The 14,607-nt window shown below is 56.0% G+C and carries 14 protein-coding genes; 6 read left to right on the top strand and 8 right to left on the bottom strand.

What is annotated here, in order from left to right; all coding sequences use genetic code 11:
* Positions 1-165: 165 nt before the first annotated feature.
* The 7 genes from ACR6A7_RS08605 to mntR all read right to left on the bottom strand — a co-directional run bounded on the left by ACR6A7_RS08605 (position 166) and on the right by mntR (position 8,732).
* Positions 166-567, bottom strand: coding sequence for an H-NS family histone-like protein (locus tag ACR6A7_RS08605; RefSeq protein ID WP_033751426.1), 402 nt, complete (start codon positions 565-567; stop codon positions 166-168).
* Between the two features lie 416 nt (positions 568-983).
* Positions 984-2,468 (bottom strand): sugar porter family MFS transporter, encoded by a 1,485-nt coding sequence (locus tag ACR6A7_RS08600; protein WP_434124461.1) that lies wholly within the window; start codon positions 2,466-2,468, stop codon positions 984-986.
* 287 nt (positions 2,469-2,755) lie between these two features.
* Positions 2,756-4,291, bottom strand: coding sequence for an efflux transporter outer membrane subunit (locus ACR6A7_RS08595; protein ID WP_434124459.1), 1,536 nt, complete (start codon positions 4,289-4,291; stop codon positions 2,756-2,758).
* A 1-nt stretch (position 4,292) separates the two neighbouring features.
* Positions 4,293-5,861 (bottom strand): DHA2 family efflux MFS transporter permease subunit, encoded by a 1,569-nt coding sequence (locus ACR6A7_RS08590; protein ID WP_434124457.1) that lies wholly within the window; start codon positions 5,859-5,861, stop codon positions 4,293-4,295.
* Positions 5,858-6,997 (bottom strand): HlyD family secretion protein, encoded by a 1,140-nt coding sequence (locus ACR6A7_RS08585; protein WP_434124456.1) that lies wholly within the window; start codon positions 6,995-6,997, stop codon positions 5,858-5,860. The genes ACR6A7_RS08590 and ACR6A7_RS08585 overlap by 4 nt, the downstream gene beginning before the upstream one ends.
* Before the next feature lie 146 nt (positions 6,998-7,143).
* Complete coding sequence (locus ACR6A7_RS08580) at positions 7,144-8,253, bottom strand: SLC13 family permease (RefSeq protein ID WP_434124455.1); 1,110 nt, start codon at positions 8,251-8,253, stop codon at positions 7,144-7,146.
* Positions 8,254-8,270: 17 nt separating this feature from the next.
* On the bottom strand, positions 8,271-8,732 hold the full coding sequence (gene mntR / locus ACR6A7_RS08575) for a manganese-binding transcriptional regulator MntR (RefSeq protein ID WP_434124453.1): 462 nt from the start codon (positions 8,730-8,732) through the stop codon (positions 8,271-8,273).
* 266 nt (positions 8,733-8,998) lie between these two features.
* Here mntR and ACR6A7_RS08570 point away from each other — a divergent pair, with 266 nt between their 5' ends.
* Positions 8,999-9,193, top strand: a complete 195-nt coding sequence (locus ACR6A7_RS08570; RefSeq protein ID WP_033751444.1) for a hypothetical protein — start codon at positions 8,999-9,001, stop codon at positions 9,191-9,193.
* Positions 9,194-9,387: 194 nt separating this feature from the next.
* Here ACR6A7_RS08570 and ompX read toward each other — a convergent pair whose 3' ends face one another.
* Entirely contained in the window at positions 9,388-9,900 is a 513-nt protein-coding gene (gene ompX, locus ACR6A7_RS08565) for an outer membrane protein OmpX (protein WP_434124451.1), read from the bottom strand.
* Positions 9,901-10,275: 375 nt separating this feature from the next.
* Here ompX and rhtA point away from each other — a divergent pair, with 375 nt between their 5' ends.
* The 5 genes from rhtA to glnQ all read left to right on the top strand — a co-directional run bounded on the left by rhtA (position 10,276) and on the right by glnQ (position 14,536).
* On the top strand, positions 10,276-11,187 hold the full coding sequence (gene rhtA, locus ACR6A7_RS08560) for a threonine/homoserine exporter RhtA (RefSeq protein WP_434124449.1): 912 nt from the start codon (positions 10,276-10,278) through the stop codon (positions 11,185-11,187).
* A gap of 325 nt (positions 11,188-11,512) precedes the next feature.
* Complete coding sequence (gene dps, locus ACR6A7_RS08555; RefSeq protein WP_434124447.1) at positions 11,513-12,016, top strand: DNA starvation/stationary phase protection protein Dps; 504 nt, start codon at positions 11,513-11,515, stop codon at positions 12,014-12,016.
* A gap of 322 nt (positions 12,017-12,338) precedes the next feature.
* The gene (gene glnH / locus ACR6A7_RS08550; RefSeq protein ID WP_434124446.1) at positions 12,339-13,085 is read left to right on the top strand and encodes a glutamine ABC transporter substrate-binding protein GlnH; all 747 of its coding nucleotides are present in this window, start codon (positions 12,339-12,341) and stop codon (positions 13,083-13,085) included.
* Between the two features lie 72 nt (positions 13,086-13,157).
* Complete coding sequence (gene glnP / locus ACR6A7_RS08545) at positions 13,158-13,817, top strand: glutamine ABC transporter permease GlnP (protein ID WP_434124445.1); 660 nt, start codon at positions 13,158-13,160, stop codon at positions 13,815-13,817.
* Positions 13,814-14,536 (top strand): glutamine ABC transporter ATP-binding protein GlnQ, encoded by a 723-nt coding sequence (gene glnQ, locus ACR6A7_RS08540; RefSeq protein ID WP_434124444.1) that lies wholly within the window; start codon positions 13,814-13,816, stop codon positions 14,534-14,536. The genes glnP and glnQ overlap by 4 nt, the downstream gene beginning before the upstream one ends.
* The last annotated feature ends 71 nt before the right edge of the window (positions 14,537-14,607 follow it).

Below are 14,607 nucleotides of genomic sequence, written 5' to 3'. Positions count from 1 at the left end.
TTTATGGCTGAGTGAGGGGAAAAACGGCGGCCATTATGCCAGACATCGCCTTACGCATGCCAGCGCCAGGCGTGCGGCCTGAGGCAAGCCGCTGGCAGTGGGGGAAAAATAAAAAGCCGGTGGCTGTTCAGGCCACCGGCTCCCACTTGCAAGGATTGGGTAAATTTAGCCGATCAGGAAATCGTCAAGGCTTTTGCCCGAATCGAGCGCCTTTTTAATTGCCGCTGGGGTACGCCCCTGGCCGGTCCAGGATTTAACTTCGCCGTTCTCGTCAGTATAAGAATACTTGGCGGGGCGCGGCGCACGCTTGGCGCGTTTTTTACCGGTTTCCAGCGCGCCCAGTAATTCGTTCGGGTCAATACCGTCAGCCAGCAGCATTTCGCGATATTTAGAGAGCTTTTCTTCTTTTTCGCGGTTTTGCGCTTCTTCAGCTTCCACTTCTTCACGACGTTCTGTGACGACGACGGTTAATTTCTCCAGAATTTCTTCCAGATCGCTCAATGGCAGTTCACGCGCCTGAGCACGTAATGTGCGAATGTTGTTCAGAACTTTAAATGCGTCACTCATTATACTGTCCTTGACTAAGGGGTTTAATAAAACTGTAGCGCCAAGATTACCCAATTCAAATAAAAAAATAAATTAATTTTCGACTCCAGAAAATTCTGAAGCGCGCAGGCAAATTCCGTAGCTGAAACTTAAGTAAATTCTCACGGTGTTATTAACGATGAATTAACAGCCCAGGCCTGGATAAAAGCGGGAGGCTGAAATCGTTTTCATTGAAGGTTGAAGGGTTTAATAGCCTGCCGCCTGCGGGTGACAGGTGATATAAAGTGCTTTTTAGATGACTTTTTACAAATAGTATCTGAACAGATCACAGCATGGAGTTTAGGCAGAAGCGCGTGTCAAAAGGTTAATCTACGGCACGAATGGATAAAAAAAAGCCGGCGCGGGCGCCGGCTCAGACTCAAATTGATAACCTTTTATTATGAAGTTTTATTTGCTGGCTGTCTCAGGGGTTCGCGCACAAACTCATCGTCATTCGAGAGGGTTTCATGCAGATAGTGTTCAATCTGCTCCAGACTACGGTTACGCGTTTCCGGTACGCACTTGATGACAAATATCGCCCCCGCAATCCCCACCAGCGCAAAGATAAAGAAGGCGCCTGCCAGCCCCACGCTTGCCAGCAGCACCGGAAACATCAGCGAAATAAGGAAATTGGCGATCCACATAGCAAATACCGCCCCCCCCATAAAAATACCGCGCAGACGCGTTGGGAATATTTCCGAGAGCAGCAGCCAGGTGACTGGCGATAACGCGCCCTGCTGAAAACTTAAAAACAGCAGCATGCCGAACAGCACCATATAGCTGCGCCACATGTCAGGCTGACCATTAACGGTTTCCGGCATAAACAACGTCACCGCACCGATAAAAACCAGACAGGCGGTGCAGCCGAACTGACCAATCATGGTCAGCGTTCGCCGTCCCATTTTTCCCAGCAGCCAGATGCCGACAAAGGTCATTAATACTGAGATAACGCCGTTGGCGATGGTGGCGAACAGCGCTGCGCTGTCATCCATGCCGACCGCTTTTAGCATGGTCGGCGCGTAATACATAATGGTGTTAACGCCCGTTAGCTGCTGAATAACCGCAATGCCCATACCGATCAAAAAGAGCTTAAACAGCCAGGGTTTGCGCAGCTCGCTCAGTCGCGGGCGCTGCTGCTGCTCTTCCGACAGCGTCTCTTCTATTTCCGTCAATTCCCATTCGACGTCCTGGCGCGCGCGCGTCCGCTCCAGCACGCGGCGTGCATCGGCCAGGCGCCCTTTCATCGCGTACCAGCGCGGCGTGTCTGGCATAAACATCATGCCAAAGAAAAGCAGTACCGCCGGCAGCGTCGCCACTGCCAGCATCCAGCGCCAGGTGGTTTCACCCCCCCAGGCGGCGTTGAAACCGGCGTTGGAGATATAGGCCAGCATCTGGCCGGAGACGATCATCAGCTCCTGAAGCGTCACCAGCTGGCCGCGTCGGTTCGCTGGCGCGATTTCAGCGATATAGACCGGTACGGTCGCCGCAGCGCCACCCACGGCGACGCCCAGCACCAGACGGAAGAAAATCATCCAGCCCACATCTGGCGCCATCGAGGTGCCCAGGGCGCCGGTGGCGAAGATCACGGCCAAAATCAGAATAATTTTTTTCCGTCCGGCCGCTGCCGCGAAATGGCCGGAGAGCAGCGCGCCAAAAGCGGCGCCAAACAGCAGGCTGCTGGTCACCAGACCTGTGGTGAACGGCGTCAGATGGAGTTCCGGGCCCATAAACAGCAGCGCACCCGAGATCACGCCGGTGTCGTAGCCAAACAGCAGACCGCCAAGCGTAGCGACCACGGCGATGACTTTAACAAAAGGTTCGGTGCGGGCATTGCTGTTCGGCCCTGAGGCCTTATTCAGCGTAAGGTAAGATTCTCTGGACATGTCTTCTCCCGATGGTGTGCAGATGTCCAGTGAAAATAGATTATTTTTATCGCAAAGATAAAATATGAAATATTAGTTTTGAGCGGTGAATCATAGGCTCCGCTTATTTTTGCATGCTCGATCACATTTATTCGCTATAACCCTTTACCTGCCCCCCTTAATGGCGCCGCACATAAAACCCATCGAAGTGATAAAAGAGAATTTTTATTTCATTTATAGCGGCACGGCTGGCGTGCCTGTTGGGAGAAGCTGCGGCAGGTGCCGCAGCCGTAAGCAGAGAGAAAACGTTAGCTGGCGCTGGCGGCCGGGCCGAAAACGTCGAACTGCGGTAGCGTGACGTTCTGGTAAGTTTCCCAGCCGCCGCCCAGCGCTTTATAGAGCGCCACCAAATCGAGCGCGCTCTGCATGCGCGCCTGGGTCGCCTGCTCCTGCGCCTGCGCCAGCTGACGCTGCGCGTCCAGCACATCGATAAAGGTCGAGATGCCCTGACGATAGCTGTCGCTGGCCAGATCGAAGGCGCGCTGCAGCGACCCGGTGGTTTCATCCAGCGCCGTAACCCGCGCCTGATCGGCGCGATAGCTCACCAGCGCGTTTTCCACATCCTGCAGCGCAGTGAGCACCGTCTGACGATAGTCGAGCGCAGCACTCGCCTGCTGCGCGCGCGCCAGCTTCACGCTGGAGACCAGCCGACCGCCCTGAAAAATGGGAATCGACAGCGAGGGACCGACGGAATAGAAGTGGCTGCTCCAGTTGTCGAGATAGCTGACGTCGGTATTACGCACCCCAAGCTGGCCGGTAAGCGACAGGCTGGGAAAGAGCTGCGCCACCGACACGCCGATGTTCGCCGTCTGCGCGTGCAGCGTCGCCTCCGCCTGACGAATATCGGGACGGCGGCGCGCCAGCGTGGCGGGAATGCCGACCGGTACAATCTGCGGCAAAACAGGCATCGCTTTCGGCGCAAAGAGTTCATTATCCAGCGCGCCGGGGGTTTTGCCCAGCAGCACCGCCAGCCCGTTCATCGCCTGGCGCGCCTGCGACTGATACTGCGGCAGCTGCGCCTGCAGCGAACTGAGCTGCGCGCGCGCATTTTCCACATCGGTCAGCGGTGCCAGACCGTTGCGCTGCTGGCTCTGCGTGAGCTCCCAGCTCTGCTGCGCCACCGCAATCTGCTGCTCCAGCGTGGCGACCGTCGCCTGCGCGCCGCGCAGCTGCAAATAGGCGCGCGCCACTTCAGCCTCCAGCGAGACCAGCGCGTCGTTGCGCTGCTCAATAGCTGCCTGAGTTTGTGCATCGGCCAGCTCAACCTGGCGGCGAACTTTGCCCCAGAGATCCAACTCCCAGCTGGCGTCGAAGCTGCCCTGATAGAGCGTCACCGGCTGCTCCAGGCTGCTGAGCTGGCTGGCGGTGTCGCTGTCCAGCTGGTCAGTGGCACCGTTCGCTTTCAGCAGGCCTTCCAGCCCCAGCTGCTGGCGCGTGACCTTCGCGCTGCCGTTCAGGCTGGGAAAGAGGCCGCCGCGCGCCTGTGCCAGCTCCTGCCGCGCGCCCGCGATGCGCAGCACCGCCTGCTGTAGCGTCAGGTTGCCCTCAATGGCGCGGTCGATAAGGCTATTGAGCTGCGGATCGTTAAAGGTTTGCCACCAGCGCGTGTTAACGGCGCCGGACGCCGTTTTCGACGCCTGCTGCGCATCCATCAGGTGATATGCGCCGGGAAGCTGCGGCTTCGGCGCCTCGTAATCGGGACCCACGGCGCAGCCCGCCAGCCAGAGCGCCAGCGTCAGCAGACTGAGCGGTCTTGCCAGCGCGCATGTAGAGATAACCTTCATGTCAGTGTGCTCCTGCGCTGCCTTCGCTCTTAATGGGCGACAGCAGCCAACAAAATGGAATCAAGATCAGAGCAACGATGCTCAGGCCCGTAAAGACGTCGATGTAGGCCAGAATGCGCGACTGCGCCACCATCTCCTGATAGAGCTGCCCGGCCGCCAGCGTAGCCGGATCGCCCACCGCCGCGGTAAAGTCGCGGATCGCCTGCGCCCAGTGCTGCACGGTAATATTGAATTGCTCGTTCAGCGGCGTCATGTTGTGCACCATATGCGCTGAACGCACCTGCTCGCGCTCGGTGATGGCCGCGGTCGAGAGCGAGATGCCAATAGAACCCGCCACGTTGCGGAACATGGTAAACAGCGCCGAGGCGTCGGCGTTAAGGCGCTGCGGGATGGTAATAAAGGCGATGGTGGTCAGCGGAACAAACAGGAAACCCAGTCCGATGGACTGCGCGCTGCGCATCAGCACCAGCGTTTTAAAGTCGACGTCGGGCGTCAGGGTCGCGGAGTACATAAACGCCAGCGTCAGGCAGGTAAAGCCGAAGGCGATGATGTAGCGCGTCTGCACGCGCGGCATCAGGGCGAGCACCAGCGGAATAGTAAGCACAATCAGCACCGCACCCGGCGACAGCACCAGTCCCGACCAGGTCGCGGTATAGCCAAGATCCTGCTGCGCCAGCTGCGGCAGCACCACAGAGCTGCCGTAGAGGATCATCGCCATGCCTGCCATTAGCAGGCCGGAGACCCAGAAGTTGCGGTCTTTCATCACCAGGATATCCACCACCGGCTTACGGGCATACATCAGCCAGTAAACGGCCCCGACAATGCCAACCAGCGCCAGGGTGGCGAACAGCACGATGAAGTGGGAAGCGAACCAGTCTTCATCTTCGCCGCGGTCAAGAAAGACCTGCAGGCAGCCGAGCCCCAGCGTGATGAGGCCGATGCCGATATAGTCGATTTTCAGCCGCCCTTTCGCCCACTTGCGCTCCCAGGGCGGATCTTCCAGCAGCTGGTAGATCGCCAATACCGTCAGGATGCCCACCGGAATATTAATAAAGAACACCCAACGCCAGCTGTAGTTGTCGGTGATCCAGCCGCCCAGCGTCGGCCCGATAACGGGCGCAACGATGATGGCGATAGAAGAGAGGCCAAACGCCTTGCCGCGATCTTCCGCCTTAAAGTAGTCGAGCAACACCGACTGCTGCACCGGCTGCAGGCCGCCGCCGAAAAAGCCCTGCAGTACGCGGAACAGGATGATTTGCCATAGCTCGGTGGCGATACCGCACAGGAACGAACAGACGGTAAACATCACGATGCAGATCAGGAAGAACTGTTTGCGGCCAAAGAGTCGGCTGAAGAAGGCGGAAATCGGCAGTACGATGCCGTTGGCCACCAGATAGGAGGTCAGCACCCAGGTCGATTCGTCATAGCTGGATGAGAGCGAACCGGCAATGTGCGGCAGCGCCACGTTAACGATGGTGGTGTCGAGAATCTCCATGAACACCGCCAGCGTAACGGTCACCGCCACCAGCCAGGGATTGCTGGAGGGTTGCCAGCTCTGCGCCTGACTCATTCTACGGTAACCTTAGGCTCTACTGACAGGCCGAGCGGCAGCGGATGGTTTGGATCCAGCCCTTTGTCGATAACGATTTTCACCGGTACGCGCTGGACGATCTTCACGTAGTTGCCAGTCGCGTTCTCCGCCGGGAAGGTTGAAAAGCGCGAGCCTGAACCCATCTGAATGCTGTCGACATGCCCTTCCAGCTTCATATCGGGCCAGGCATCCACGCTAATTGCCACTTTGTCGCCTGGGTTCATACGCGTCAGCTGCGACTCTTTAAAGTTGGCGGTGACCCAGATATCAGGCGATACCAGTGAAAACAGCGAGCTGCCTGCCTGCACCAGGGTGCCAAGCTGTACGTTGCGTTTGGTGACGAAGCCGTCATACGGTGCGCGCACCTGGGTATAGGAGAGATTCAGCTCGGCAGTGTTCAGCTGTGCCTGCGCCTGTGCGACCTGCTGCTGGCGCGCTTCGACGTTGGTTTCCTGCTGGCGAATTTGCAGCGCGACCTGCGAGGCAACTTCCACCTGCGCTTTGGCGCTCTGCAGTTGCGCCTGGGCCGAACGCAGCTGCGCGGCGGCGGTATCGATATTGCGCTGGCTGGTAGCGCGTGGATCGACGCCGCGCTGACGGCGATAGTCCGCCTCGGCGTTGAGCAGGTTCGCCTGCGCTTTCGCCTGATCGGCCAGCGCCTGGTCGCGCTGTGCCGGATACTGTACCTTCGACAGCGCCAGCTGCGCCTGCGCCTGGTGCAGCTGCGCCTGAGCCAGGCCGAGCTGTGCTTTGGCCTGATCGCGCTGCGCCAGGGTATCGCGCGGGTCGATCTCCACCAGCAGATCGCCTTTTTTCACACGCTGGTTATCTTTAACCAGCAGCTTGACCACGTAGCCGGACGCTTTAGGCGCGATGGTGACCGCGTCACCTTCGGTAAAGGCGTCATCGGTGGTCTCTTCGTTACGCGTGCTAAACCAGAACCAGAAGCCCACAATCAGCATGATCACCACCACGACGGCGAGAATGATCAGCGGTTTTTTGCCGGGTCTTTTACGTTCGGGCTCATCGTTATTCTGGTCAGATTGCTCACTGGATGTATCCTGCTTTTTCTCTGCATCATCCTGATGAGATTTCTCTTTTTCATTCTCGCTCATAGTCAGTTCCGCATGGCTAACGCCCTAATTCCAGGGCATAAATGGTCAGTTAAACAGTAGATGGTAAACTGACATTTTCCAGCGTTTCTTGACCTTTCCCGACAAAAGAGGCACAAGCTGCAACATTTTTTTAAACGCAGCGGAAGTCAGTGCAGCAGGCGCAGCAGCAGCCAGCCGCTCAGCATCGACCAGGCGAGCATCGGTACAGAAAAGAGATGAAACTGCCACCAGACGGCGCGATCTTTCGCCATGCGTAGCGCGATAAGGTTGGCGAGGGAGCCGGGCAGCAGGCCGAAACCGCCGATATTCACCGCCCACGCAACGACGTCGGAAGGCGGTATCTTCTGCAGCAGCAGAATGGTGGCGGGCACGTTGCTGATAACCTGCGACAGGCCGATAGCCAGCAGATAAATTGCGCCGTCGCTAAAGTGCGACACGGCGTCGAAGTGACGCTGCACTACGGGCAGATGGGTAAGCAGGTAGACGTCGATAAACATGGCGATAAACACCGCCAGCAGACTCCAGTCGATAGCGAGCAGCACCTTGCGCGCCATGATCAGATAGCAGCCCATAATCAGCAGCAGCGCCCAGCCGGTCATCTGCCACTCCAGCGCGGCGACAAACAGCAGATAGAGCAGCACGCTAACGGCAAACAGCGGCTTTTGCCAGGCGCGGGGCGCGTCACTGCCCTGCTTTTGGATAGCACGCGGCTTGAAACTGAACCACGTCAGCGCCAGCAGCGTCACCAGCAGCCAGACCGCCAGCGGCGTCATTTGCCCGATGAACCCGGCTACGCTGAGCTTGCCGTGACTCCACAGCAGGATATTTTGCGGATTGCCCACCGGCGTCAGCAGCGAGCCGGCATTTACCGCCAGCGCTTCAAAGATGATCAGTCGGGACAGCGGCAGGCGTGAATATTTACGTAGCGTCAGGGTCAGCGGCACCAGAATAAACAGCGCCACGTCGTTGGTCAGAAAGGTAGAGAGCAGCGCGGCGGCCAGCACCATAAACAGCGCCAGCGCGCGTTCATGGTGGAAGCGGCCAATCAGGCGCGCGCCCAGCACGTCGAAGTAGCCGCTGCTCTCCAGCCCTTTGGTTAACAGCAGCAGCCCTGTTAGCGTGACGATAGTGTGCCAGTCGACCGCGCCAGGGAGATCCGCCCAGCGGAAATTCGCCAGCAGCAGCAACACCGCGCCGAGCGCTAACAGCAAATGCAGAATACGATCATGCAAAAACGGGCGCAGCACGGTGAGCATGGTAGCGAGTCCGGTAGTTAGTGACGGCTTTCGTAAAACTTCTGGAAGACGGCAAGCGTCTCATCGCTGACGTGATGCTCAATGCCTTCGGAATCGCGACGCGCGGTTTCCGGGCTGATGCCCAGCGCAAGCAGGAAGGTTTCGACGATATGATGGCGGGCGCGGCTCTCCGCCGCCAGCTTTTCGCCCTCGCGGGTCAGAAAGACGCCGCGATAGGGAACCTGTTCCACCAGCCCGGCGCTGCTGAGACGTTTCAACATTTTAGCGACGGTAGGCTGCGAGACCCCCAGGCGTGCCGCCATATCGACCTGACGCGCCTCGCCGAATTCACCGATTAAATCTGAGATCAACTCAACGTAGTCATCGATCAGTTCGCGACGATGCGCTTCGCGAACCTGTCGGAATCCTTCGACATGCTCTTCAATATCTTTCAGGGGTCCAGGCGACGCGGACGCCCCACTTTTGGCACGACGACTCATTCATCTTCCTCTTTATTATTCTCCGTACCCGCACAGCGAGACGGATTTGCTGCGCTCATTGTAAACCAGGCACAAAGAAGCTCAAATTTTTCGTAAATAGCATTGGCTACAGGGTATAGCCAGTGCTATATTTGTCGATATTGTAGGCAAACGCGCAGACAATCAGGAGACGATCGTGCAGGATCCTTATCTGTTATTACTGCTTTTTCTCCTGTTTATCGCCGGCCTTTGCCTGCTGTTACGACGTTACTGATTGGGAGGTCGATATGAGCACCCTGAAATGCTGTCTTGACTGCGGCAAATGCTTCCAGACTGAAAAACCGGCTTCATCCGCAACGCTGAAATCCTGGCTTTGCCTGCTAAGCCGCTCCCCGTTTTCGCTTCGTTTGATGCTGGTTGAAAAACTGCTGGGTGAAAAACGCAGCAGTCGCAACTGCCCAAATCTTATCTGGCGCGGCTAACGCACAATCTTCCTTATGCAGCCTCTGCTGTTCGCCTAGGCTGCTTTGCTGTTCGCCCCTTCTCACGCCTTTTAGCGCCGCTTCCCTTCTTGAGCAAAGCGATCGCGTCGCTCCGACAATAAGAGGCGTTAAAAAAGAGATAAAAAAAACGGCCGCGAAGGGCCGTTTTTTTCTGCAACTGGTCTAAGCAAAACTTAGAAGCTGTAACCTACGCCAGCAATCCAGGTGCCTACGTCGACATTACGGATACGGCTCTGCTCGTAACCCACGTCGATAGCGAACTGCTGGTACGGGTTGAACTGCAGACCGGCACCGTAGGAGAAGCCTACGTCGCTCGAATCAGAGTTAGAACGGAAAGTGGTGTCGTTCTGCTGGAATTTACCGTAGCCGATACCTACCACGCCGTAGATGCTCGCCCAGTCGTTCAGACGGTAAGCAGGACCTGCGGTGAAACCGTAGTACTGGCCTTTGTTGTACACGCCAGATTCAGTGCGATCTTTTTCGGTGTAGGTGAAAGAACCGATCCAACCCAGCGGGTTAGAGCCGTCTTCATAACGGTATTTCAGGTTGAAACCGTTCGCTTTGTTAGCCACGCCCTGATAGTCGGACTGAGCGTAACCGCCGGTGACTGTGCTCTGCGCCATTGCGGAACCCGCAGAAACTGCCAGAACACAAGCCAGTGCTGAAAGACATGCAATTTTTTTCATAACCACCTCAAATGTGATAATACTTCTCTCCTGACAACGCTGAAAATATAACAAAACTTAGCAAGAAACTCTGCCCGCAAATTATTGTCTAACAGAATGTTTGGTGTAACAGAAAGTTAATGAAGCATCCTATGCTATTCATTTTACTTATAATTTCCGTCATTAAACTGCAATGAATTTCTCGCGATAAAAATTGTCCTTTAAGTTAAATCCTAAAAAAACCTGACATTTCTTTACGCTACTGGCCCTGAAATTGTCTGAATTTCGTTCAGTCGCCTTCGCCTCTTTCTGATTGTCATCTCTGTTTTTACTGCTGGTTCGATTAGACTGAGCCTCTTATTGCCTCTCTGCTGACTATCAGGACGCGTTTACAGGATGTCACTTTCTCTTTCAGGTAAAACCCCTGCTCCGGCCGTCTCGGTCGCCGTGCTGCTGATAGCGATGCTGTCGCTGCAGGGCGGCGCCTCTCTGGCTAAATCACTCTTCCCTACAGTCGGTGCCACTGGCATTACCGCACTGCGTCTCGGATTGGGCACGCTGATGCTATGCGTAATCTTTAAACCCTGGCGGCTGCGCTTTACCCGCGAACAGCGCTTGCCGCTGCTGCTGTACGGACTGGCGCTGGGCTGTATGAACTTTCTGTTTTACCTGTCGCTGCGCACCGTGCCGCTCGGCGTCGCGGTGGCGCTGGAGTTTACCGGTCCGCTAACGCTGGCGCTGCTGGGCACGCGACGCCTGCTCGACTTCATCTGGGTGGTGCTGGCGGTGAGCGGGCTCTGGTTCCTGCTGCCGTTTGGCGACAGCATGAAAACGATCGATCCGCTGGGTGCGGCACTGGCGGTAGGCGCGGGTGCCTGCTGGGCACTCTATATTCTGGCGGGCCAGCGTGCCGGCGCGCAGCACGGCCCGGCGACCGTAGCGATGGGCTCGTTAATCGCTTCCGCTATTTTCGTGCCGCTGGGGCTGACGTTTGCCGAGCCTGGTATCTGGCACTGGAGCGTCATTCCTGTCGCGCTGCTGGTCGCCTTACTCTCTAGCGCCATCCCTTACGCGCTGGAAATGGTGGCGCTGACGCGTCTCCCGGCGCGTATTTTCGGCACGCTGATGAGCCTGGAGCCGGCGGTCGCCGCGCTGTCGGGCATTTTGTTCCTGGGTGAAACGCTGTCGCTGACGCAGAGCCTGGGCTTACTGGCGATCATACTGGCGTCAGCTGGCGCGACGCTGACGCTCAGGCCCAGAAATAAGGCGCTTAAAGAAGTTGAAATAACCTCACCACCGCCGCAATAACCTATTCCGCCTGCGTATAACACAGGCGGATATTATTTCGTCGCAGCGGGCGGATTTATTTTAACCAATGGTAAACATAATTATTATCATTCTGAAACACACCCAATGATCAAAGCTCGGGCTAATATCTAAGTAACAGATATTTAATCTTTTTTTCTCACTCACTGCGACGATATCCCTGTTCGCCGTTATTGCCCCTTACGATTTATCCGTAAATGCTATCTATTTCAGCCATTGATAAGCTCAATCCTGCAACCCAATAAATCGCTGCTATACTTATTCCCGTGCTTGATTAGGACAACCCATCAAAGAGAGGATTCATACGATGAGTACCGCAAAACTGGTTAAAACGAACGCTTCCGATCTGCTTTACACCCGTAACGATGTGGCTGACGACGAGAAAAAAGCCACTATTGAGGTGCTCAACCGTCTGGTAGTGGAATTTATCGATCTGTCGCTGATCACCAAGCAGGCGCACTGGAACATGCGCGGCGCTAACTTTATCGGCGTACATGAAATGCTGGACGGTTTCCGTACCACCATTACCGATCATCAGGACACCATCGCTGAACGCGTTGTGCAGTTAGGCGGCGTGGCGCTGGGTACGACTCAGGTCGTTAACGACAGAACGCCGCTGCAAAGCTACCCGCTGAATATCCACAGCGTGCAGGATCATCTGAAAGCGCTGGCCGACCGCTACGCCATCGTGGCGAACGATACCCGTAAAGCGATCACTGAAGTGAAAGATGAAGACACTGCAGATATTTTCACTGCAGCATCGCGCGACCTGGATAAATTCCTGTGGTTTATCGAGTCCAACATTGAATAAGCATAAACATATGCATCAGGCGGGGAAACCCGCCTTTTTTATGTTCGCTTAACAGCAAAATTACTATTTTTTGACCTTCATAACATTTCTGAACGCCTCTTCTTCCCACGTCGAATGCCGCATGCAAAGGTGCATTGCACCAGAATAATCCTATGCACCATTTTGGTGATCTCTTTTGGTGCAAAAGTTTTTACCTGTGCAAAATCGTGTCAGCTTTAAGGTTTAACCCATTGATTATGGTGAAAATGAAAAGTTGGCATAATTTTTTCATATGGTAAGCCGTAAACACCGCCTTCAGGTCGGGTAGCAATAAGGAAAAATGATGAAGTCACTGTTTAAAGTCTCTGTGGCCGCGCTGGCGCTGGCCTTCTCACTCTCTTCCACCGCAGCAGAAAAAAAACTGATCGTTGCCACCGATACCGCGTTTGTTCCCTTTGAATTCAAACAGGGTGATAAGTATGTCGGCTTCGATATCGATCTGTGGGACGCCATCGCTAAAGAGCTGAAGCTGGACTATACCCTGAAGCCAATGGACTTCAGCGGCATTATCCCTGCCCTGCAAACGCGCAATATCGACCTGGCGCTGGCGGGCATTACCATTACCGACGAGCGTAAAAAAGCGATCGAATTTTCTGACGGCTACTACAAAAGTGGTCTGCTGGTGATGGTTCGCAACAATGAAAATGACATTAAAGGCATCAACGACCTGAACGGCAAAGTGGTCGCAGTGAAGAGCGGCACCGGTTCAGTGGATTACGCAAAAGCGCATATCAAAACCAAAGATCTGCGCCAGTTCCCGAACATCGATAATGCCTATATGGAACTGGGCACCAACCGCGCCGACGCGGTACTGCATGATACGCCGAATATCCTTTACTTTATCAACACCGCAGGCAAAGGCCGCTTTAAAGCGGTAGGCGACTCTATCGAAGCGCAGCAGTACGGCGTCGCATTCCCGAAAGGCAGCGACGAGCTGCGTGAGAAAGTCAACGGCGCGCTGAAGACCCTGAAAGAGAACGGCACCTACAACCAGATCTACAAAAAATGGTTCGGCAGCGAACCTAAATAATAAATTTTTGCTTCTTTTTGAGCAGGGACGCGTGCCCTGCTTTTTCCACCGCAACACAACTGGAGTCACACCATGGAGTTTGACTGGAGCGCCATCTGGCCCGCGATGCCAGCGCTGATTGAAGGCGCAAAAATGACCCTGCTGATCTCGGTGCTCGGCCTGGTCGGCGGACTGATCATTGGCCTGGTCGCCGGCTTTGCCCGCGCCTACGGCGGCTGGATCGCCAACAATCTCGCGCTGGTTTTTATTGAGATTATCCGCGGCACCCCCATCGTCGTGCAGGTGATGTTTATCTACTTCGCGCTGCCGATGGCCTTCCCCGATCTACGCATCGATCCCTTCACCGCAGCGGTGGTGACCATTATGATCAATTCCGGCGCCTATATCGCCGAGATCACGCGCGGCGCGGTGCTGTCGATCAATAAAGGCTTCCGCGAAGCGGGCCTGGCGCTGGGACTGTCGCGTCGCGAAACCCTGCGCTACGTTATTATGCCGCTGGCGCTGCGCCGTATGCTGCCGCCGCTCGGCAACCAGTGGATCGTCAGCATCAAAGATACCTCACTGTTTATCGTTATCGGCGTGGCGGAACTGACGCGTCAGGGCCAGGAGATCATCGCCGGCAACTTCCGCGCGCTGGAGATCTGGAGCGCCGTGGCGATTATCTACCTTGTGATTACGCTGGTGCTGAGCTTTGTGCTGCGCCGCATCGAAAAAAGGATGAAAATCCTGTGATTGAATTTAAAAACGTCTCAAAGAGCTTCGGCACCACCCATGTGCTGCACGATATCAACCTGAAAATTAACCAGGGCGAAGTGGTGGTGATTATCGGGCCGTCCGGCTCCGGCAAATCGACGCTGCTGCGCTGCATCAATAAGCTGGAAGAGATCTCCAGCGGCGATCTCATTGTTGATGGCCTGAAGGTTAACGATCCCAACGTGGACGAGCGCCTGATCCGTCAGGAAGCGGGCATGGTGTTTCAGCAGTTTCATCTGTTCCCCCAGATGAGCGCGCTGGACAACGTGGCGTTCGGCCCGATTCGCGTGCGCGGCACAAAGAAAGAGGATGCGCATAAGCTGGCGCGCGAGTTGCTGGCGAAGGTCGGCCTGGCCGAGCGCGCAAATCATTTCCCTTCTGAACTCTCCGGTGGGCAGCAGCAGCGCGTTGCTATCGCCCGCGCGCTGGCGGTAAAGCCGAAGCTGATGCTGTTCGACGAGCCGACCTCCGCGCTCGATCCTGAACTGCGCCACGAGGTACTGAAGGTCATGCAGGATCTGGCCGAGGAAGGCATGACCATGGTGATCGTCACCCATGAAGTCGGCTTTGCGCAAAAAGTCGCATCGCGCCTCATCTTTATTGATAAAGGCACCATCGCGGAAGATGGCGATCCCGACGCGCTGATCACCCAGCCGCCGAGCGATCGCCTGCGCGAGTTCCTGCAGCACGTCTCCTGAGTTTCCGGGCCGGCATCTGTCGGCCCGTCGCTTTATTCCCCCTTGAGCGACTTTGCGATCGGACCCTGCCC

Source organism: Pantoea phyllosphaerae (genome assembly GCF_051025595.1).
Lineage (GTDB): Bacteria > Pseudomonadota > Gammaproteobacteria > Enterobacterales > Enterobacteriaceae > Pantoea.
This window is presented reverse-complemented; position numbering and strand designations above follow the sequence as displayed.

Bases quoted from the DNA above. Each gene is read 5' to 3' on its own strand.
- ACR6A7_RS08605 (WP_033751426.1), bottom strand. From the start codon at position 567: ATGAGTGACGCATTTAAAGTTCTGAACAACATTCGCACATTACGTGCT.
- ACR6A7_RS08600 (WP_434124461.1), bottom strand. From the start codon at position 2,468: ATGTCCAGAGAATCTTACCTTACGCTGAATAAGGCCTCAGGGCCGAAC.
- ACR6A7_RS08595 (WP_434124459.1), bottom strand. From the start codon at position 4,291: ATGAAGGTTATCTCTACATGCGCGCTGGCAAGACCGCTCAGTCTGCTG.
- ACR6A7_RS08590 (WP_434124457.1), bottom strand. From the start codon at position 5,861: ATGAGTCAGGCGCAGAGCTGGCAACCCTCCAGCAATCCCTGGCTGGTG.
- ACR6A7_RS08585 (WP_434124456.1), bottom strand. From the start codon at position 6,997: ATGAGCGAGAATGAAAAAGAGAAATCTCATCAGGATGATGCAGAGAAA.
- ACR6A7_RS08580 (WP_434124455.1), bottom strand. From the start codon at position 8,253: ATGCTCACCGTGCTGCGCCCGTTTTTGCATGATCGTATTCTGCATTTG.
- mntR (WP_434124453.1), bottom strand. From the start codon at position 8,732: ATGAGTCGTCGTGCCAAAAGTGGGGCGTCCGCGTCGCCTGGACCCCTG.
- ACR6A7_RS08570 (WP_033751444.1), top strand. From the start codon at position 8,999: ATGAGCACCCTGAAATGCTGTCTTGACTGCGGCAAATGCTTCCAGACT.
- ompX (WP_434124451.1), bottom strand. From the start codon at position 9,900: ATGAAAAAAATTGCATGTCTTTCAGCACTGGCTTGTGTTCTGGCAGTT.
- rhtA (WP_434124449.1), top strand. From the start codon at position 10,276: ATGTCACTTTCTCTTTCAGGTAAAACCCCTGCTCCGGCCGTCTCGGTC.
- dps (WP_434124447.1), top strand. From the start codon at position 11,513: ATGAGTACCGCAAAACTGGTTAAAACGAACGCTTCCGATCTGCTTTAC.
- glnH (WP_434124446.1), top strand. From the start codon at position 12,339: ATGAAGTCACTGTTTAAAGTCTCTGTGGCCGCGCTGGCGCTGGCCTTC.
- glnP (WP_434124445.1), top strand. From the start codon at position 13,158: ATGGAGTTTGACTGGAGCGCCATCTGGCCCGCGATGCCAGCGCTGATT.